Raw genomic sequence first — 20,674 nt, forward strand, 5'->3', positions numbered from 1 at the left:
GCCGTACAATAATCGGTAGAGAGTTTATTCGAAAAATGTCATCTAACGGTTATCCTTCGCGTCCTTCGCGTTCCCACGGCTTTCGCTCATTGTTCAGTATGTTTTCGAGTGACCTGGCGATCGATCTTGGCACAGCCAACACACTGGTCTATGCGGCAGGCAAGGGCATCGTGGTCAACGAGCCCTCCATCGTCGCCATCAACAAGAACACGGGTGAAGTGGAGGCCGTCGGTAAAGAGGCCAAAGACATGCTCGGCCGCACGCCGGGTAATATCGTCGCCATCAAGCCGATGAAGGACGGCGTCATCGCTGACTTCAAGGTCACCGAGAAGATGCTGAACTACTTTATCCAAAAGGCGCACAACCGCAAGATGCTGGTGCATCCGCGCATTGTCATTGGCGTGCCTTCGGAGATCACCCAAGTGGAAAAGCGGGCGGTCGAGGATTCGGCTTACCGTGCCAAGGCCAGCGAGGTCTATCTCGTGGAGCAGGCGATGGTGGCCGCCATTGGCGCCGGATTGCCGATTACCGAGGCTTACGGCAACATGGTGGTCGATATCGGTGGCGGGACGAGCGATATCGCTGTCATTTCGCTGTCGGGTATTGTGTACTCGCGGTCGGTCCGCATGGCCGGCAACCAGATGGATGAGGCGATCACCAACTACCTCAAACGGAAGTACAACCTGCTGATCGGTGAGCGCACGGCAGAGCAGATCAAGATCGAGATCGGTTCAGCATACCCGCTGGACAAGCCGATCACGATGGAGATCAAAGGGCGAAACCTCATCGAGGGCGTGCCCAAGACGATCACCATTGACGACTCGGAAATTCGCGAATCGCTGGCAGAATGCATTGCCGTCATCGTGAACGCGATCCGCGTGGCCCTGGAACGGACGCCGCCGGAGCTTTCGGCTGACATTTCCGATCGCGGTATCGTGCTGACTGGTGGCGGTGCGCTGATCAAGAATCTCGACAAGCGTATCCGCGAGGAAACCGGCCTGCCGGTTTCGGTGGCCGACGACCCGTTGGCTTCGGTGGTGCTAGGTACTGGAAAGATGCTCTCCGACTTCCGCCTCCTGCGCAAGATCAAGATCGACTAAAGTCGAGTGTGAGTGTGCAGTGCGAGTGTGAAAGACAACCGCTTGATCCGCATCTCACACTCACATTTCACACCCACACTGAGCCTTGATGGAATCCTTCTTCAGCCGCTATCGCAACCTGATCGTGCTGCTGGCGGCTGTGCTGCTGCAGGTCATCGGTCTAGCGGTGCAGGTGCGCAAAACGGTGCCGGTTGCGGGTTTTCCAGGCCTTGACGCCGGTCTGGATACGAAGGATGGCAAGGGCGTAAGGCTGATCCGGCTGTGGGCAGTGCAGATTGTGACGCCGTTCGAGCGCGCGATCCACGGGACGAGCAGTGGCGCAACCGGTTTCTGGGGCGACTATCTCGACCTCCGCCACACGCGCGAACAAAACAAAGAACTTCAGCAGACCATCGACCGGCTGCGGTTGGAGCAGGCGATGCTTCGCGAAGACGCGTTGCAGGGCCAGCGGCTGCAGGCGCTGCTCAATTTTCAGCAGAAGTACATCTACAAGACGACCCCGGCGCAGGTGATTGGGACCAGCGGCAGCAGCCAGAGCCACGTGATCTGGCTAGATAAGGGATCGAAAGACGGTCTGGCGCAGGACGATGCAGTCATTACTGCGGACGGCATCGTGGGCAAGGTAAGGGATGTTTTTACCAATACGGCGCAGGTATTGCTGATCAATGACCAGACCAGCGGCGCTGGTGTGGTTCTGGAGACGACGCGCATTCGCGGCATTCTGCGTGGGAACGCGGGCGGCCAGCCGCAGGTCATCAATATTCTGGCGGATTCGCGGATTCAGCCGGGCGAGAAAGTGCTCACGGCGGGCGGGGATCAGATCTTTCCGCGCGGCCTTCCTGTTGGTGTGGTGCAGCAGGTGGTGCGGGATCAGGAGCGCGGGGCATTTATCAACGTCATCATCAAGCCGGCGGCCAATCTGCAGCACCTGGATGAAGTGTTGGTGATCACGTCTTTGGATGCCCATCTTTCACCAGAGCAGATGGCTGATATTCAGACCAGCGAGCAGTTGAAAGGCGCTGAAGTGGCTGCCGATGCTGCGCGCAAGAAAGCTGCGGCGGAGATGGCGGAGCGCTTGCCGAGCCTGAAAGATCCGAATGCACCGGATGCCGATGGCAAGGGAACCGATGGCAAGGCGGAGGAGTCGAAGCCAACGGACGGGCCTCCTCTGCCGCCGGTAACGCCAAGGCCGATTGCGGCCAAGCATCCGGACCGGTTTTCGCCGGGCGGAGCGCAGGAGCCTTCGCCTCGGGCCAACGTTCCGGACTCGCCGGATGCTCCCGTGAGCGACGACGATACGGCGAAACCGGCGGCAAAGCCTGCGCAACCGAAGCCTGGGACGAAACCAGGCACAAAGCCTGCGCCGAAGGCGGCCAATCCTAAGCCGAACACAGGCAAGCCAGCTTCAAAGCCGCAAGGGGGGACGCAGTAATGGCGCAAGTGCTGACTCCCGACTACCGGCGCGATTTCGAAATCCGCCGCTATCCGTCCTATATCTATGTGCTGGTGCCGCTGGTGGCACTGGTGCTGCAGGCATCGTTGCCGCGTGTGCCGGTATTAGGTCAGTACGCGTACGTGGACCTGCCGCTGCTGGTGACGATCTATTTTGCGCTGAACCGGCGCAGTCCTATTCACGGGACGATTCTGGGAGCCATTCTCGGCATGGCGCAGGATGCGCTGACGTCGGGTGCGATTGGGATTCATGGGATTGCGAATTCGGTCTGCGGATTTCTGGCGGCCTCAATTGGACTTCGGATTGTGGTGGATAACAACATTATCCGGATGTTGCTGAACTTTCTGTTTACGACGCTGGGCAGTGCAATTGTTGTTTTTATCACGACCGGCCTGTTGGGTCTTGACCTGCATTGGAACTGGTTGAGTGAGCTGCTCAAAGCGGTAGGAAATGGCGTGATCGGCCTGTTCTTGTTCCCGTTACTTGACCGGATGCAAATGCGTGATTAGCAGCTCAAAATAGGCATAAAGAGCAACTGCAAGGTAACCATGCGGAATTCAAAAACAGGTAAGCTAAGAGTTAGCAGCTAGTAGCTGGCAGCTGGAGTTTCATGGCAGTCGAAAAGGTCCAACGCGTCAATATCGCCGGGCGGGAAGAAAAGCTTCCCATGCTGAAGCTGGCCTCGGTGCAGTACGGCATTCTGCTGATGATGCTGATCCTGATTGGCGGGCTGTGGCGTTTGCAGGTGCTGGGCGGGGATAACTGGCGGGTGCTTGCGGAACAGAATCGCATCCGCAAGGTGCCGGTGCTGGCTGCGCGCGGCAAACTGCTGGACCGCGAAGGCCGTCTGCTGGTGGACAACTACCCTTCCGTGTCGTGCTTCCTGGTACGCGAGCAGAATCGGAACATCGACGCCGATCTGCCGCTGATTGCCAAAGGGTTGAATCTCGATCTTGAAAATCTGCGCAACACGTTGCACCACTTCCGGCTTGCTCCCGGATACCAGCCGATTCCGATCAAGCAGGATATTTCGCCAGACGAGCAGGCGTTCATCGAGGCGCACCGGAATGAATTGCCGGAACTGGAAACTGTGGACGAAGAGCGGCGACTCTATCCGCGCGACGGCTTTGCGGCTCACCTGATCGGGTATGTGGGCGAAGTGAGCGAAGACATGCTCAACGATCCCAAGTACGCCTACTACACGCCGGGCGACGTGGTGGGGCAGGCGGGGATTGAGCAGACTTACGACGAGCTACTGCGCGGGACGGATGGCTCGATGGATGTGGTGGTCGATAGCCATGGGCGCGAAGTTGGCCGCCGCGGAATTCAGCTTGCGACTCCTGGGCAGGACCTGAAGCTCACCATTGATATTGATTTGCAGCGCGCAGCAGAGAACGCTCTTGGCGATCGCAGCGGAGCGATTGTGATTATGGACCCGCGCAATGGCGAGATCCTGGCGCTGGTTTCGCACCCCAGTTACGATCCGAACGCCTTTGCCGTGCGCATTGGCCGCACGGACTGGAACAAGCTCATCACCGACCCGGACCGGCCGCTGATGAACAAGGCAATCCAGGCGCAGCTTGCGCCGGGGTCGACCTTCAAGATTTTGATGTCGGTGGCGGGGCTCGAAGAGGGGATTGCGCAGAACCTGCGCGTGAACTGCTCGGGCGGCGCGGATTTTTACGGACATTATTACCACTGCGACGAGCGGCATGGCGGAGTGGACATCCACAACGCCATTCCGATGTCGTGCGACACGTTCTACTACACGCTGGCTGACCGACTGGGAATTGATCGTATTGCGAAGTACGCGACGGCTTTTGGCTATGGCCAGAAGACTGGCGTCGATTTGCCGGGGGAACAGCCGGGGCTCATGCCTTCTCCGCAGTGGATGATGAAGAACTACCACCGCAAGTGGTATGCGGGCGAAACGATTTCGGTCGGTATCGGGCAGGGAGCGGTGGAAGCGACGCCGCTGCAGCTGGCGCGCATCATCGGCGGCATTGCTTCGGAAGGCCACATGATGCGTCCGCATGCTGTCTTCCCGAACCAGCTTCCGGAGAGTTTCCGCAAAGGATTGCTGGACAGCTACCCCGGCACCGGCGAAGCGACTTTCCCGATCGACCCGGAGAGTTGGAACACCATTACGGACGGTATGGCCGAAGTGACGCAGCCCGGTGCATTTCATACAGCCGGTTCGGCGCATCTTGAGGGAATCGATCTGGCGGGCAAGACGGGGACGGCACAGGTGGTCGGCCACGAAGCTTTGGCTAAGATGGCGAAGACCCGGGACACCATCCCCAATGTCTGGTTCGTCGGCGTGGTGCCGCGGAGAAATCCTGAGCTGGTGATCGCGACGCTCTGGCAGCATGGCGGATTCAGCTACTACCCGGCTCGTATCTCGGCGCAGGTGGTTGCGGCTTATGTTGAGAAGCAGCGGCGGAAGGAAGGGAACCTGATGCCGGTCAAAGGCGTGAAGCCGGTTCCTGTGGATGTGGCTGCGGTCTGGTCGGATGGTGATTCTGCTCCGGCGGATGGAAAGAATGCCGGGCAGCCTGCGAAGCTGCATGCCGGGCATTTCCTGGTACAGGATGGCAAGGTAGTAGCCGGAAGGACGCCTGACCCGGGCAATCCTCGAATAAGCAGTCCCGAGCGAGCGGCCAAACCGACGTTTCTGGCCGCGAAACCTATCGCGGTAGCCACAGCGTTACCTGCGAAGGGACGTTAACGTGGCGCGCCGCATCGGCACTTTTCGTGATTTCGACTGGTTTTTGCTGGGGATGGTGCTCATCCTTTGCGCTATCTCTGTTCTGGAAATTTACTCAGCTACCCATCTGACGCCGAAATATCATGGCTTCCATACCAAGCAGCTGTATTGGATCGGCGGCGGCGTGGTGGCGATGTTCATCATGTCGATGATTGACTACCATCGTATTCTTGACATTGTCTGGTATCTCTATGGCTTCTTCCTGCTGGCGCTGGTTGCGGTCAAGCTGTTTGGCCACAGAGCTTTAGGCGGCAAGCGCTGGCTGAAGCTTGGGCCCATCAGCTTCCAGCCGTCGGAGTGGTTCAAGCTGGCGCTGATCGTGCTGATGGCGCGGTACTTTGCCAATCTGGGTGGCAAAAGCCTCACGTGGCGGGATGTGCTGAAGGCGATAGCGCTGGTTGGTCTTCCCATGGTGCTGGTGCTGATGCAGCCTGATCTTGGAACTGCTCTGACTTACACGCCGATTCTGCTGGCCGGTTTGTTCCTCGGAGGAATCCATTGGAAACAGGCCTTGATTCTTGGAACCGTTGGAATTGTCGCCATCGTCGGCGTCTGGTCGAGCGGGAAGATTTTGAAACCCTACCAGAAGGCCAGGCTGACAAGCTTCCTCAATCCTGACAATGATCCGAAGGGTTCTGGCTACCAGGTGCGGCAATCGCTGATTGCAGTAGGTTCGGGTGGGGTGTGGGGCAAAGGCGCGCAGCAGGGGACTCAGACGCAGGGCGATTTCCTGCCTATCCCCCATGCTGACTTCATTTTCGCGGCTTTCAGCGAGGAACATGGCTTCATCGGCGCGTTCCTTGTACTGCTGCTATACTTCGTGATATTGATGCGTTTGATTCAAAACGCTCAAACTGCCGCAGATATGCCCGGCTCGCTGCTCGTTATGGGTGTCGTCGCCGTGTTGACCTTCCAGATTGCGGTCAATGTTGGCATGGTCATCGGCTTTATGCCAGTCACCGGAATTCCTTTACCGTTAATGAGTTACGGCGGATCTTCGGTGTTGTTCACATTTCTGGCGCTGGGCGTTGTGATGAACGTCCGTATGCGCCGATTTGTGAACTGACCCGATTTCACTTGGGGCTGGCAACGCAGGACTGAATGCAGGACCAGAAGTTTTGGCACTATCGTCAAGATTTACCAAGGGTTGCAGCAGAGCAGTATGCGGTTTTTCACTTTCGCCCGACGATTGGCGCGAAAGACAAGCAGTATCAAATCAATCACTTCGCCGGCGGGTTTCGATTGCAAACAGCCCCGGCAGGATTGGGTGAATGAGCACGCAGAGACGGGTAGTCCCCATGCATGGCCCCGCCGATAAGGCAGGGATGGGTACGAAACTCACCGGAACCGCAATTTCAACGTCGCACGACGCTGAAGTCACGGTTTGGCGGAAGCAGTTTCGGCTCAATGCGTCGGGTTTAACGGCATCGACATTTTCCGAGAGTCTCGGAAAAGTCGAGTTGGCCACAAACTCTCTGGGCTCCGGTCGTAGCTGTGAATGGCGTTTTTGCCATGGGTCAAATGGATATAGAGAATCGCGAAGTGTAGTTCCCTCCTATCAGACGTGGGCTTGCACACAAGGTTCTACTCCGGCGCTCGATTTTTCCTGCGCAGGACTCCTTCCCGAACAGCCTTCCAGGCAACTTTCTCCCCTCCTTTCGGATGCTTCAGAGCAGGAACAGCGTTCCGCTCGCACCATGCAGTCGGCCTTGCCGCAGACCCTGATGAGCGTAGGCTCCAGGGCGGAAAGGCAACATGGCCAAGGAAATTTGTATCTCCAGCACGCCGCACGAAACGCGGCTTGCGATTTTGGAAGACGACCAGCTCGCTGAGATTTATTACGAGCGGGAAAATGAATATACCCTCGCGGGTTCTGTCTATAAGGGCCGCGTAACCCGGGTTCTGCCGGGCATGCAGTCGGCGTTCGTTGACATCGGCCTGGAACGCGACGCGTTTCTCTATGTCACTGACTTCCTTGAAATGGAAGACCAGGAAGATACCGACGAGGTCGAGCGTGCTTCTGCGCAGGGCGATACGGTTCGGCTTGCTCCGCCGGTGCCGCAGGCTGCTCAGCCTCAGGCGCAGCCACAGTCACAGCCCCGTTCTGATCGCGAAGGCCGCGGAGGACGAGATGGACGAGACGGCAGAGGACGCCGCGATGGGCGTGGCGAGAATCGTGGTGAAGTCCGTCCGGCACCGCTCGAAGGTGAACTCCAGGGACAGTTTCTGCCCACCGTTCAACTGGAAGATGGTTCCGTCTCTTCGTTTGGTTCAGACGTAATTCCGGCATCGGTAGCTGACGCCACGGTGCGTCAGGATGAGACGGAAGAACAGGGCAATCGGCGTTTGCGTGGCCGCCGCCGTCGTCGAGGTGGACGCGGGCGCGACGAGTCAGGGCAGTCTGCGGGCCAAAGCACCGGTCAACCCTTGGGTCAGGCGGAAGTCACCGCCGATGCGGGCGTCGAAGAGGAGTTTGAAGAAGCCGAAGCATCGCCGCTGGAGTTTGAAGCCGCGGCCTCAGCCGCCCCCCAGCCTACTGCTTATCAGGCTCCCCGCGAAACTCGCGAGACTTTCCGCGCGGCCGATCCTGCCTCATCCACCGGCGCGCCGACGCCCTTTCTGCTGCCGGGCGAGTCGCTTGGGAAGTATGCTAACGCCGCTCCGGTCAAATCCGCGCCAAGCCGCCTGGTTCTCAGCGAACTGCCGCCGGATACTTCCGATCCGCTGCCTGACCGGACTGTGACCAAACCATCGACGCTGATCGAGCACGAGATCGTCTGGGACGGCAAAGGCTTGCTTCCCGGTGAGTCGATCGCACGTCATCGCAAGGCTGAGCCTGTTGAACCTGTAGCACCATCCGCGCCGGTGCACGCCGAGCCGAGCGGAGTGCTCGCTCAGCCGGAGCCAGTGCCTGAAACGACGGAAGACGTTGCTCACGTTCCTGCAACTTTTGAGTTTTCTGAGGCGCTGGTCGAGAGCGATCTCCAGCACGAGATCGAGGAGCCTTCCGGGGAGTTTGAAGAGTCGGACGAGTTTGAAGAAGAGGAATCGGAAGCACCGATCGACGCTCACGCAGACCACGATGAGACGTCCGCCGAGCACGAGCATCCCCATGCGTCCGGGGACGAGGAGCATCCGAACGCTTCTGCCAGCCACAACGTAGACCCACTTCCGCCCAGCAGCTTCCGCCTGAAGGACCTCTTTGGTGGCCGCAAGAAGGAAGAGGAAGAGCCGCCTGCTCCGGCACCGGTGCCCCGAACTGTTCCTGCTGTCTCCGCCTATTCGCCGGGCGAGGGGCTGGTCGAAGAAGAGGTTATCGAAGAGGAAGAGTACGAGTTCACTCCGCTCAAGGCGCACCACGGCGACGAGCACGATCTCGAAGAGATGGAAGAAGAGACGCTGCAGCAGCAGATTCGCTCGGGAGCATTGGGCGAGATGCTGCAGGAAGCGCACTTGGACCATCGCATCCTGATCGAGTCTGACGATGATGATGACGAAACCGAGGCCGCTCCTGGGGCAGCCCGTGTTGCTGCTCCCGGAACTGGTGGCCGTGAGGGCCGTGGGGATCGTGGCCGCGGACGCGGCGATCGCGGGGGACGTGGTCGCAACGAAGGTCGCGGTGAGGGCCGTGGCGACGGTCGCTCCGAAATTCGTTCTGAGGGACGCAGTGAAGGCCGAAGCGAGGGCAGAAGTGATGGTCGTCGCGGTGGTTCCGGTATGTCTCGCCGCACCGCGCAGACCTCCGATCTGCCGATCATCAGCGACTTGCTCAAGCCGGGTCAGGAAATCCTGGTTCAGATTGCCAAGGAACCAATTGCCAAGAAGGGCGCGCGCATTACCAGCCACATCGCGCTTCCGGGCCGGTTCCTGGTATTCATGCCGACGGTCAGCCATGTTGGAGTGAGCCGCAAGATTGCCTCGGATGAAGAGCGTCAGCGGCTGAAGCGCATCCTGGTCAGCGAAAAAGGTGAGGCGTCGGGCGGATTCATCGTCCGCACCGCTGCGGAAGGAGCCACGGAAGAAGAGCTCCGCGCTGACCTTCGCTTCCTGATCAATCTGTGGAACGACATCAAGCAGCGCGCCGACAGTTCCAAGCCGCCTGCGCTCATCTATCACGATCTCAACCTGATCGAGCGCATCCTGCGCGACCAGGTCAGCGACAACTTCTCGCATATCTGGGTTGATTCTGAAGCCGATTACGAACGTATTGTCCGCTTCCTGAACCGCTTCTCGCCCGAGCTTGTTCGCCGCGTGAAGCTCTATACCAAGGAAGTGCCGCTGTTCGAGCACTTCGGTATTCAGGAAGAAATCTCCAAGGCGCTGCGGTCGAAGGTCTGGCTCAAGTCTGGCGGATCCATCGTCATCAACCAGACGGAAGCGCTCGTGGCGATCGATATCAACACTGGCAAGTACGTCGGCAAGACGGCGCGTCTTGAGGACACAATCCTCAAGACGAACCTCGACTCGATCCCGGAAATTGTTCGCCAGATTCGCCTGCGCGATCTCGGCGGCATCATCGTCATCGACTTTATCGACATGGACGAGCGCAAGAATCGGACCCGCGTAATGGCTGCTCTGGAAGAGGCTCTCAAGCAGGATCGCGCGCCAACCAAGGTGCTTCAGTTCAACGACTTTGGCCTGGTCGCAATCACCCGCAAGCGCGTCAAGCAGTCGCTCGAGCGCACTCTCTCCGTTCCGTGCCCGGTCTGCCAGGCAACCGGTATGGTGAAGTCGGCTGCGACCGTGGCGAACGAAATCTACGTTGAGATGCGGAAGATGCGCAAGCACTTCGATCAGACGGACGTGATGGTCCGTGTGAACCCGGAGACTGCCAAGGCGCTCAAGTCCAACAACGCCAAGTGGCTCACCGAACTCGAAGACCTGACAGGCAAGAACGTGCTGGTGAAGAGCGATCCGACCCTGCACCCGGAGCAGTTCGACATCCAGGGATAGACCGATTTATCTATAACCGAAACAACAAGGGCCGGGACAATTGTCCTGGCCCTTGTTGTTTGCACGGAAAGCACGAAGCTGTGGCCAGACAACTTTTCATGGAAATCCGTGTCTAACTTGTTACGGGGGTGTTACTAGAAAGCTATGCTTTCCCCCCTCGTGAGCACGACACACTTCCCCAACCGAGGTTTCTCCCATGCTCGATAGTTTTGTTGTGCCCATGCTGCGCCGGGCCACTTTCACTGTCCTTCCAACACTGCTGATTGTCGGTATGAGCGCTCTGCCTTCCGCAAAAGCGCAATCGATACAAAGCAAATCCGATTCCGATGCTTCTGTAGTCGCGGATACTCCATCCACTCCATCTTTCGACAACTTCTCGAGCTCCGCCGACGCGCTCAGCGCAGCCAAGGATGATCTTGTCGCTCCCTCTGCTGCTGGACAGGACTCCGACCGTTATGGCCGCCGGCATGATGACAGGTGGAGCAAGATCGCGATCGAAGCCGGTGGCGGTGTCAATGCGCCGACCAGCGATTCCTCCAGCTACATCACCTGGGGCGGCAACCTCACCGTAGGTGGCGGATATGCGATCAATCCTCACTTCAGCTTGCTTGCCGAATACCAGTTCATCGATGACAAGCTACCCGGTCGTATCATCTCCGAGGCTGGCGCGAACGGTGGTCATGCTCACATCTGGTCGCTTACTGTTTCGCCGGTTGTTTACTTGTTTCCAAAGCGGAAGAACGATGTGTACGTAACAGGCGGCGGCGGCTTCTACCGTAAGGTCACCAGCTTTACCGATCCGCAGGAGGCCGAGTATTGCGACTACTACTACTGCGGCATCACGACTGTAGATACAGTGGTGGGCCACTTCTCCAGTAATCAAAGTGGTTGGAATGTGGGTGCCGGGTTCACGCGCAAGTTGAGTGATGGCCGGACGAGGATATTTGCCGAAGCGCGCTATCTGTCCATCGATACGCCTGCGGTCACGACTGAGCCCAACGGCCTTGGTACCACCACGGTCGCCGCAGGAACGAAGCTGGTTCCTGTGACTTTCGGTATTCGCTTCTAACGATCGCGGGTTTCACCCAGGACGGTTTACCCAGCGTGGTAGGCCGTCCTTTTCTTTTTGCTTAGAGCAGGCCTGTCGCCTTGAGCCGGATCCATCCACCGAGCACTACGCCCACCGGGGCGGAGGCAACCAGCAGAAGCGAATACCAGATCGGCTGGCGTCCGCGCTGTTGCACGGCGCTCAGCGCTCCGATCAACAGGACGATCAGGGCCAGAGCCAGCGTTTGAATGAGGGGGTTGCTATCCGCAATCCAGGCTGTTACGTAGCCGCCAATCAGCGCTGCTACGAAGGAAAATCCCACATTGAAGATGATGTATCCGCCGGTCAGCCGGCGTTGATTGTCAGACCACGATGGCACGAGCTTGCGCGCGACTGCTGATGCAAGGCCGATCAGGAGCGCCATCACCGCGAAGCCCGCGGCAAGCGAAAGAAATGTCCGCAGGATGAGCGCCATTACCGGCCTCCGGCGATCTCGGCCAGAAAGGCCCGCGCCAGCCGCGGCTCACCCGGATCGGCCTCGCCATGAATCGAGCAGAGATCGAGGAACTGATCGCAGAGCTTGTCCTGCTCTTCGGATTGCGCGAGGATCGCCTGCAGAGCGAAGGCTAACTCACGCAACTTGGCAGCCTCGGGCCATGCCGCATCGTCCGCATCACCGGAGAGATGTGCAAGGTCCGAGAACAGCCCCCTGCGCCCCGCGGCACATTCTTGCAGGCAAGCCAGCAGCTCCTCGCGGAAGACCTGAATCAGCGGCTGGAGTTGCGACTTCGTAGACTCGCGCTCCGGCGGCTCTGGCTGGGCGTGTTCAGCTTCGTACTGCTCAGGCTCGTAATATTCGGGTTCGCGCTCATCGTGCCATGTCATACGTGTGCTACTTCTCCGCTTTCATCGCGGCTTCTACTTCCTCCGCGGTGTGCGGCAGATCGGCAATGAGATCGATGAGCTTTCCATCCTGGCCAACGACGAAGACATCTTCAATGCGCACGCCGATCTTCTCGCCTGGAATGTAGACGCCGGGCTCGATGGTGAAGACCATGCCCGGTTTCAGCACCGCAGGATACCCCGAGGGATCGTGGACATTGATACCGACCATGTGGCCCAGGCCATGGATCCAGTAATCGCTCAACGGCTCGCCATGGAGACCCTTGCCGTGGGAATTGATGTAGTTCCACGCCGCCGTATCGAGCGAATTGGGATCACGATGGTCGCGGTCGTTGATGGTGGATTTGCCCGCGACGAAGGCCGCAATCGCCGCCCGCTGCGCGCCGAGCACTACGTCGTAAATCTCGCGCTGCCGTGCAGTGAAGTGGCCATTGACTGGGACAGTGCGCGTGATGTCCGAGGCATACATGCTGTATTCGCCAGCGGCGTCCACGACCATGATGTCGCCGTCGGCCAGCGTGGCGGAATTGTCGGAGTAGTGCAGCGTCGTGGAGTTGATTCCGGTGCCGACAATCGACGCATAGGAGGGACGCTCGCAACCGTTCTCCATCATCGAGGCAATCATCTTGCCGGCGATGGTGCGTTCCGTTACGCCGGGCCTGGCGCTGCGCATCATTACGCGTTGTGCGGCAATCGATGCATCGGCCGCCTTCTTGAGCAGCGCTAACTCGCCTGCGTCCTTGACCACTCGCAGCTCGGTGGTGAGCGTGGTCACATCATGCGGAGCCGGGCCGGATCCCGCGCCTAGCGTTGTCATCGTCCAGGTGGAAAGAGCCTTGGCTTGAGGGGCATCCGGCTGCATCCACAAATCGTAAGCAAGCCTGCGGTCCGCATTGATCAGCGTGTTGAGCTGCACCGGCAACTCTGTCATCGGCAGCACTTCGTCCACGCCCGCCAGCTTCGGGGCGTTCGGTGTGGCCGCGTCCAGCTTGATGCCGGTGTACTTTTCCATGCGCAGGTTGCGCGTCGGCAAGAACAGAACTTCGCGGTACTTCCGCGCTGTGCCGGCATCGGCCACAATCATCAACGCCGCGCCTGGCTCGTTCCATCCCGTCAGATAGTAGAAATCCTCATCCTGCCGATACGGCGCAAAATCCAATACGGGCTCCTCTGCGGCAAAGAGGATGGCGGCTCCGCCCTGCAGTTTCTGCGCCAGCGCAACGCGGCGCCCGTGGTATGCAGCGGCGGGCTGTTTTTCCAATGCGGAGGCGAGGGACGCGCCCGCGAGAAAGACCAATACGAGGAGCAAACTGGAACAGAAAATGCGGCGCATGCAGCAAACCTCGGCGAAGGAATACGGCGGCGACGGAGGGTTACGGGGATGCTCTCCATCTTTGGTCGGTAGACAACCGCTACGTGTATTCCTTATCTTCGCAGAGTTCCGCAAAATTCTCATTTCAGACTTCCTGCGCAGAAGGATCCCTTGTATCGAGCCACCATCATCCCGGTAAGCTGGGCGCGACTCTTCGGCATCCGAATGGCGATGGCCGTGCTTTGCGCCGCTGCTCCGTTGCTTTCTTACGCCCAATCTTCAGAAGAAGAGATTGGCATCATCGTGACCAGCACTGAAGCGCAGGCGCGCCAAGTTTTGAAACAGCTTCGCGCGGGTATGGATTTTGGCGTCATCGCAAAGGAGTATTCCACCGATTCAACGGCGGATGAAGGCGGATACATGGGCCGTTTGAATCCGCAACAATTGCGCGCAGACTTGAGCCAGGGCCTCAATGGTCTGAAGGCGGGTCAGTTTTCCGGAGTTGTACCGACGGCTCACGGGTACGCGGTCCTCACGGTCTTTGCCCAGGCGCCACACCGTCCCGACCTTGGAAAGGCGCGGATCCAGCAACTGGCGGCCTCCAAGGCGGTACGCCAGAGTGTGGTCGTCTCCGGCAATGGCGAAGCGAAGAGCGTCTTCGACGAGTTCCCCAAGCCGGCAGGCTGGGACCATACACTCGCTGGCCCCTGCGAAATCCGCAGGAAATCTATGCCCGATGCAATCCAGAAGATGAATCAGCTGCTTGCTGAAGCTGTCGCGCAGCCGCCAGGAGAAGTGCCCCCCCGCAACCTGCTCGAAGGCTACACAGCATTGGCTGAGTTGCTGGCATATCGCGGTGAAATGGAGCCGTCGATCGATGCATGGAAGAAGGCCTATACGATCGCCGAATCAAATTTTCCGGCGTCCATTCCGTATCTGCAGGAGACTATCGGAGTCAGTTATCTCCATCTTTCTGAGATGGAAAACGGAGTCTTCCGCAACAACGGGGACATTGATATCTTTCCTCCCGTTGACCCGCATCTTCACTTTGAGAAGCGGGAACATTCCAAGGAGGCGATTCAGTATTTCGATCAATACCTGGCGCAAAAGCCAGACGATTACGAGGTCCGATGGCTCCTCAATCTTGCCTATGTCACGCTTGGCCAGTATCCCGCGGGAGTCCCTGCAAAATACCTCATTCCTGCAAGCGCATTCACCTCGGGTAAGCCTCATAACGACGGGATCGGAAGGTTCACCGACGTTGCCCCGCAGGCTGGTCTGAATGCCTTCAAGAGCTCTGGAGGAATCATCGTCGATGATTTTGATAACGACGGACTGCTCGACATCGTAGCGTCCAGCAACGACATGTGCGAACAGCTGCAACTCTTCCACAACAATGGGGATGGCACCTTCACCGAGCGCAGCGCGGAGGCTGGACTTACTGGACAACTTGGCGGCCTCAATCTTGTTGAGGCTGACTATAACAATGACGGTTGCATGGATCTACTGATTCTACGCGGTGGTTGGGAGTTCCCGATGCGCCGGTCGCTGCTGAAGAACAACTGCGACGGCACCTTCACGGATGTGACGGATCAGAGTGGGCTGGGCGCAACAGTTAGCGAATCGCAAACGGCAGTGTGGGCTGATATCGATAACGATGGATTCGTCGATCTGTTTATCGCCAATGAAAAGACGCCCAATCAGCTATTTCGCAATCGGGGTGACGGCACGTTTGAAGATATCTCACACGCCGCTGGGATCGATCATGCCTCTTTCGCCAAGGGCGTAGTTGCAGCAGACTACGACAAGGATGGCTACGTTGATTTCTATGTTTCCAATATCAGCGACGCCAATCTTCTCTTTCATAACAATCACAACAACACCTTTACCGATGTCGCAAGGCAAGCGGGAGTGCAAGCGCCGCTGTTGAGCTTTGCCGCGTGGTTCTTCGACTACGACAACGATGGCTGGCCCGACATCTTTGTTACGGACTACTTCAGTTCCGTGGATGAGGTGATGCGCAGCGCGACGGGGCTTCCATTCACCATGGAGACACCCAAGCTCTACAGAAACAAGCATGACGGAACATTTGAAGATGTAACGGCGAAAGTGGGGCTGGACAAGGTCTATCAGCCAATGGGAGCCAACTTCGGCGATATTGACAACGACGGCTATCTTGATATGTATCTCGGCATGGGTGATCCGTCGTTTGTGTCGATGATGCCTCATATCCTATTGCGCAATGAAGAGGGTAAGCACTTTGCAGACGTAACTGCAGATTCAGGTTTGGGTGAGATCCACAAAGGTCATGGCATCGCCTTTGCGGATCTCGAACGCAACGGCCACGAAGATATCGTCGCCAATATGGCGGGAGCCGTGCCGTCTGAAAAACACTCACTGCGTCTGTTTCTTAACCCAGGGAACGCAAATGATTGGATCACTCTTCGCCTGTCGGGCGTCAAGAGCAATCGTGCCGCGATCGGCGCTGAGATTGAAGTGCGTGTCGAGAATGATGGTAGCAAGACAAGATCAATCTTCAGAACTGTTGGTGCTACCAGTTCCTTCGGTGGCAATCCGATGGAGCAGCATATTGGTCTGGGCCATAACGCGCGCATTGTCAGTATCAAAATCTGGTGGCCGGCAACAGGAACAACGCAGGAGTTCACTTCGGTCAAGAAGAATCAAATGCTCAGCATCCGCGAGTTCGCCAAGGACTATGCCGTTCTCGATCAGAAGACGTTTCGCATTAAGGAGGGTAAGAGCATTGCCGCACGCTAGACGATTCGCCTCTCGTTACCACGTGCCTATCCATGTCTTGTTGGTCTGCGTTCTCGCACTGATAATTGCCTCTTTCGCTCGAGCTGAGAACCACATCAAAGAGACAAAGCACGCGGCAACGGGGATCGTGCTGAGAGTGAATGCAAATCGTCATACGGTCGATGTATCCTGCGACGACATCCCCGGCTACATGAGTGCGATGGCCATGTCATTCAAGCTCCGTAATCAGGATGCAGCCGCAAGCCTTGCGGTTGGTGCGAAGATAGCGTTCAATATCAGCGAGCATGGCAAGACACTCTACGCGGAAGATATTCATGCGGCACCCGCAGCAGTCTTTGAGCCGGAGCCCATGAATGCCTCGGGCCTCGGAGCGTTGCACAAGGCGCTCAATCCGTCGATCGCGAAGGCAGCAGTGAAGGTTGGCCAGCCGGTGCCGGATTTTACTCTCACCGACCAATCAGGCAATGAAGTCAGTCTCTCGCAATTCCAGGGCAAAGTAGTGGCGCTTACGTTCGGATATTCACGATGCCCAAACCCAAACTACTGCTTTCGTCTCTCAAATAATCTCGCTCACGTGCAGTCTGCGCTACGCAGCCGCGCGGGGCGCGATCTCGTCCTGCTCACCATCGCGATTGATCCCGATAACGATAAGGGCGAGGCGCTGGCAAGGTATGCGGAGAGCTTTCACGCCGATCCAAACGTGTGGCATTTCCTCAGTGGCCCACTGCCGCGGATCAAAGAGGTTTCCGCGCTATTCGGCATGGACTTCTGGAGCAATGAGGGGCTGCTCACGCACTCCATGCACACGGTGATTCTCAATCGTAGGGGTGAGATCGCCGCGAACCTAGAAGGGAATCAGTTCACCAGCCGTCAGCTCACCGACTTGGTGCGCAGCACGATGGATAAGCCCTGACCTCGGTCGAGCAAAGACAGAGCCTTCGAAAGAGCATCCGCTACTACTTGGATTTCCTCAGAAGTGAGGCGGTTGAAAAACGGCAGAGCCAATGTGCGCTGCGCAATTATTTCTGTCACCGGAAGATAGACGTCCTTCGTACTCGGATGGTTCGCATAGGCCGGCTGCAGATGGATGGGCGCAAAGTAACGAGCGCATCCGATGCCTTGCTCCTGCAGAGACGCGAGGATGCGGTCGCGTGAGCCGTCAGGATGATCGTTCGAAATCCGGATAACATAGACGAACCAGCTGATGGTCCGGTCGGGCAACAGCAGCGGCGGACGCTGAATCGAACTGAGTGGAGTAAGCACGGCATCATAGTTTGTAGCCACCGCGCTGCGACGTTCGAGTATCTCTTGCAGCCGGTCAAGCTGTGCCGTACCCAGTGCGCAAGCCATCTCAGACAGCCGGTAGTTGTAACCGAGTTCAGCATGCTGCAGCCAATCGCCGGAAGGATATCGACCCTGGTTGCGCAAGGCACGCATGCGGCTTGCCATTTGATGGTCGCGGCATAGGATTGCACCGCCTTCGCCAGTCGTGATCTGTTTGTTGGGATAGAAAGCAAATGTAGAAATGTCTCCGAATCCACCGACCAGCTTGCCCTTGTACGTAGCGCCAATAGCCTCGCACGCATCTTCCACGATGGCGATGGAGTGTCGACGTGCTAGAGCCAGAAGCGCATCCATCTCTGCCGGAATGCCAAACGTATGAACAACAATCATCGCGCGTGTGCGTGGCGTGACAGCGGCCTCAACACGTGCAGGATCTAGGTTCAGAGACAATGGATCGATGTCCACGAAAACCGGCGTAGCACCTACGTATAGCACCGCATTGGCGACGGCAATGAAGGTGAAAGAGGGAACGATCACCTCGTCCCCTGGACCTATACCCAGGGCGCACATAGCCAGGTGCAGTGCTGCTGTGCCGGAACTGACAGCGATTGCATGCGGCACTTCGTGCATCTGTGCAAGGCGGTCTTCGAACTCCTCCAGTCGCGGGCCGATGCTCAGAGTATTGGTGCGCAAGACCTCTGTAACCGCGGCTATTTCCACTTCCGTAATATCTGGCGAAGAGAGTGGGATGTACTGGCTCATTCTGTTTCGCCGACCTCGCGCAGCGGCACAGGCGCCTTGATCAATAAGCCTTCGAGTGAAGTCTCAACGAGGACCTTCACGATCCTCTTTGCTGCCTCGCCATCGCCATATGGATTGTTCATGCCGGCCAGGCTGGCACGGAACTCAGGCGTGAGTGCCTGCTGTGTCATGCGCAGGATAGAGCCGGTCTCTGCGTCCGCATCGAGCACATTAGGGGGCCGCTCGCGGCCTTGCTGGCGCATACCGACATTGACGGTTGGCAGGGCATGCGAGGCCGTCTCCATAATGCCACTCGAAGAGTTACCAACCAACACGTCAACGCAACGCAGCAAGCTCCAGTAAACGACAGCTTCAAGATTGATAAAGATATAAGCATCCTTGCGAGCTGTAACGAATGCCTGCGCGCGTTCAATCAGGTTGCGGCTGCCTGCATCCGAGTTCGGATACACAAAGAGAATCTGCCCTTCAATCCGTTGCAAAGCAGCGAAGAGTGCGTCCGCCTCATCGGTTGTGTCTGAATGGATGGTGACTGGATGAAGGGCGACGAGAATCGCAGGATGCATGAGCCTGATGCCAAGCCGGTCCTGCAATGAGTCTCGGTCGAGCAGCACACTGCGCTGAAGATGATCGAGCGACGGAGCGCCTGCGTGATGGACCCGCCAAGGCTCCTCGCCCATGGAGATGACGCGCTGACGCGCTGTGGCCGTCGACGTAAAGTGAATATGCGCCAGCTTGGTGAGAGCATTCCGCACAGCATCGTCAATTGCGCCCTGGCTTACCTCGCCGCCCTCGATATGCGCGATGGGAATACGCAGCGCGAGCGCCACCGATGCGGGCGACAACATTTCGTAGCGATCGGCGATGAGGAGAAGAATATCCGGTCGCCACGCACTCAGCGCGTCCGCTAGACCGAGCGTGGCAAGCCCAATCGTTTTGGCCATCCCTGTATCGCTGTCGGAACTCAGCAGGCATTCGATACGCGAGAGAATCCTGAAACCATCTCGCTCGATCTCACGAACCGTATGGCCAAACTCCGGCGAAAGATGCGGACCCATGACGATGATGCCAAGATCAACGTCAGGGTGCTGCGCCAGCTCCATCAGGGGCCAATAGAGGTGGCTGTAGTCAGCGCGTGAGCTGGTGACGACTGCGATCCGGCGCTTCACGATTGTGATGCTCCCGCTGTGGATTGTTCTGTGAGCGCAAGGATCGTTGCACTCGGTTGATAGTCAGGTACGAGCGATTGCAATCCATCGAGTGCAGCACTCAGATGACGTTGTGCAACTGCTTTCCAGAGTTCTTTCAATCGATGGTCAAGGCTTGAGTCAAACGGCTCCTTGACGATGTACGAGTATCCATCCTTGTGTATCGCGACTGCATCTTCCTCGGCAGAACACAGTAACTCTTGAAGCTTTTCGCAGGGATACAATCCATCCGTGCTCGCCGTCACATCTGAAGTCGAACCACAAGCCTCCGCAAGGAAGGTAGCCAGCGAAACAATGCTGTGCATCTGTCCAATTGCTGGGATCAACACAGAAGATGAACGCACAGCATAAGTGGCAATCAGCAGCAGGTCCACTGCTTCCTCCAGTGTAAGAAAGTATCGTGCCGCCTCAGGATGACGAATGGAGAGCGGTTCGCCCATAGCGATTTGCCGGAGGAAAGTTTCCGCTACGCTGCCTTCCGTGCCTAGCACGTTTGTCAGCCTGACGACTACGCCTGCAGCAGCAAGCGTGATATGCTCCGCGATCTGCTTGGTTGCGCCCAACACGCTCGTGGGCGCGACGGCCTTGTCGGTCGAGAGCAGAATCGTTTGCGCCCCATATCGTTGACCTGCAGCGACGAGCGCTTGTGTGGCAAACACGTTGGTTGCGATTGCAGCAAACGGATTCGTCTCGAGGAGCGGGACATGCTTGTGAGCCGCAGCGTGAAACACGAGGTCGACCTTTCTGGTCGCGAATACTTCGTCCAGAAGTGACTCGTCTGCAACGTTACCCAGCACCACGTCAGGCGTGGTCGCGGCGTGTGCCGCAGTGAGCTCATTCTGCAGCCGGTAGACAGCTTGCTCGGAGGAGTCCAGCAGCACCAGCCGGCGAGCTCCCAACGCCGTAAGGCGAAGACTCAGAGCTTTGCCAATCGATCCGCCCGCTCCGGTAACGAGAATGGAGCGACCGAGCAGGGTCTCAAGCGCGCCCTCCTCTGGCATCGCGATGCGCGGCCTGCGCAGGAACGGATACCAGTTGATCGCTGTTACGTCCGGTGCCTTTGGGAAGTGCGAAATCACGCTTCAGTATAGTCGTTTGACTAGCGCTCT

The 20,674-nt window shown here is 57.9% G+C and carries 16 protein-coding genes; 10 read left to right on the top strand and 6 right to left on the bottom strand.

What is annotated here, in order from left to right; genetic code table 11:
• Positions 1-35 precede the first annotated feature (35 nt).
• The 8 genes from AC5S27_RS06245 to AC5S27_RS06280 all read left to right on the top strand — a co-directional run bounded on the left by AC5S27_RS06245 (position 36) and on the right by AC5S27_RS06280 (position 11,342).
• The gene (locus AC5S27_RS06245; RefSeq protein WP_493933699.1) at positions 36-1,100 is read left to right on the top strand and encodes a rod shape-determining protein; all 1,065 of its coding nucleotides are present in this window, start codon (positions 36-38) and stop codon (positions 1,098-1,100) included.
• 88 nt (positions 1,101-1,188) lie between these two features.
• Positions 1,189-2,532: a rod shape-determining protein MreC gene (mreC, locus tag AC5S27_RS06250; RefSeq protein ID WP_493933700.1), complete on the top strand. Its 1,344-nt coding sequence runs from the start codon at positions 1,189-1,191 to the stop codon at positions 2,530-2,532.
• Positions 2,532-3,062: a rod shape-determining protein MreD gene (gene mreD / locus AC5S27_RS06255; RefSeq protein WP_493933701.1), complete on the top strand. Its 531-nt coding sequence runs from the start codon at positions 2,532-2,534 to the stop codon at positions 3,060-3,062. Before mreC ends, mreD begins: the two co-directional genes overlap by 1 nt.
• Positions 3,063-3,163: 101 nt before the next feature.
• Positions 3,164-5,281, top strand: coding sequence for a penicillin-binding protein 2 (gene mrdA / locus AC5S27_RS06260; RefSeq protein WP_493933702.1), 2,118 nt, complete (start codon positions 3,164-3,166; stop codon positions 5,279-5,281).
• 1 nt (position 5,282) lies between these two features.
• The gene (rodA, locus tag AC5S27_RS06265) at positions 5,283-6,386 is read left to right on the top strand and encodes a rod shape-determining protein RodA (protein ID WP_493933703.1); all 1,104 of its coding nucleotides are present in this window, start codon (positions 5,283-5,285) and stop codon (positions 6,384-6,386) included.
• A 35-nt stretch (positions 6,387-6,421) separates the two neighbouring features.
• Positions 6,422-6,595: a hypothetical protein gene (locus AC5S27_RS06270; RefSeq protein ID WP_493933704.1), complete on the top strand. Its 174-nt coding sequence runs from the start codon at positions 6,422-6,424 to the stop codon at positions 6,593-6,595.
• A 480-nt stretch (positions 6,596-7,075) separates the two neighbouring features.
• Positions 7,076-10,273 (top strand): Rne/Rng family ribonuclease, encoded by a 3,198-nt coding sequence (locus AC5S27_RS06275; RefSeq protein ID WP_493933705.1) that lies wholly within the window; start codon positions 7,076-7,078, stop codon positions 10,271-10,273.
• 196 nt (positions 10,274-10,469) lie between these two features.
• The gene (locus AC5S27_RS06280) at positions 10,470-11,342 is read left to right on the top strand and encodes an outer membrane beta-barrel protein (protein ID WP_493933706.1); all 873 of its coding nucleotides are present in this window, start codon (positions 10,470-10,472) and stop codon (positions 11,340-11,342) included.
• Between the two features lie 61 nt (positions 11,343-11,403).
• Here AC5S27_RS06280 and AC5S27_RS06285 read toward each other — a convergent pair whose 3' ends face one another.
• The 3 genes from AC5S27_RS06285 to AC5S27_RS06295 are packed head-to-tail and all read right to left on the bottom strand — an operon-like array spanning position 11,404 to position 13,557.
• Positions 11,404-11,796 carry a hypothetical protein gene (locus AC5S27_RS06285; protein ID WP_493933707.1) on the bottom strand — a complete coding sequence of 131 codons (393 nt, stop codon included), beginning with the start codon at positions 11,794-11,796 and terminating at the stop codon, positions 11,404-11,406.
• Entirely contained in the window at positions 11,796-12,206 is a 411-nt protein-coding gene (locus tag AC5S27_RS06290; protein WP_493933708.1) for a hypothetical protein, read from the bottom strand. Before AC5S27_RS06290 ends, AC5S27_RS06285 begins: the two co-directional genes overlap by 1 nt.
• Before the next feature lie 7 nt (positions 12,207-12,213).
• Positions 12,214-13,557, bottom strand: coding sequence for an aminopeptidase P N-terminal domain-containing protein (locus AC5S27_RS06295; protein WP_493933709.1), 1,344 nt, complete (start codon positions 13,555-13,557; stop codon positions 12,214-12,216).
• Positions 13,558-13,707: 150 nt separating this feature from the next.
• Here AC5S27_RS06295 and AC5S27_RS06300 point away from each other — a divergent pair, with 150 nt between their 5' ends.
• Together AC5S27_RS06300 and AC5S27_RS06305 are read left to right on the top strand one after the other, a co-directional pair.
• On the top strand, positions 13,708-16,314 hold the full coding sequence (locus AC5S27_RS06300) for an FG-GAP-like repeat-containing protein (RefSeq protein WP_493933710.1): 2,607 nt from the start codon (positions 13,708-13,710) through the stop codon (positions 16,312-16,314).
• Complete coding sequence (locus AC5S27_RS06305) at positions 16,253-17,227, top strand: SCO family protein (RefSeq protein WP_493933711.1); 975 nt, start codon at positions 16,253-16,255, stop codon at positions 17,225-17,227. The genes AC5S27_RS06300 and AC5S27_RS06305 overlap by 62 nt, the downstream gene beginning before the upstream one ends.
• Here AC5S27_RS06305 and AC5S27_RS06310 read toward each other — a convergent pair.
• The 3 genes from AC5S27_RS06310 to AC5S27_RS06320 are packed head-to-tail and all read right to left on the bottom strand — an operon-like array spanning position 17,185 to position 20,644.
• Positions 17,185-18,360 carry a DegT/DnrJ/EryC1/StrS family aminotransferase gene (locus AC5S27_RS06310; protein ID WP_493933712.1) on the bottom strand — a complete coding sequence of 392 codons (1,176 nt, stop codon included), beginning with the start codon at positions 18,358-18,360 and terminating at the stop codon, positions 17,185-17,187. The two genes, AC5S27_RS06305 and AC5S27_RS06310, sit on opposite strands and share 43 nt — an antisense overlap.
• The gene (gene neuC / locus AC5S27_RS06315) at positions 18,357-19,526 is read right to left on the bottom strand and encodes a UDP-N-acetylglucosamine 2-epimerase (protein WP_493933713.1); all 1,170 of its coding nucleotides are present in this window, start codon (positions 19,524-19,526) and stop codon (positions 18,357-18,359) included. Before neuC ends, AC5S27_RS06310 begins: the two co-directional genes overlap by 4 nt.
• The gene (locus tag AC5S27_RS06320; RefSeq protein WP_493933714.1) at positions 19,523-20,644 is read right to left on the bottom strand and encodes an SDR family NAD(P)-dependent oxidoreductase; all 1,122 of its coding nucleotides are present in this window, start codon (positions 20,642-20,644) and stop codon (positions 19,523-19,525) included. Before AC5S27_RS06320 ends, neuC begins: the two co-directional genes overlap by 4 nt.
• Positions 20,645-20,674 lie beyond the last annotated feature (30 nt).

It is taken from the genome of Acidicapsa borealis (assembly GCF_059115245.1).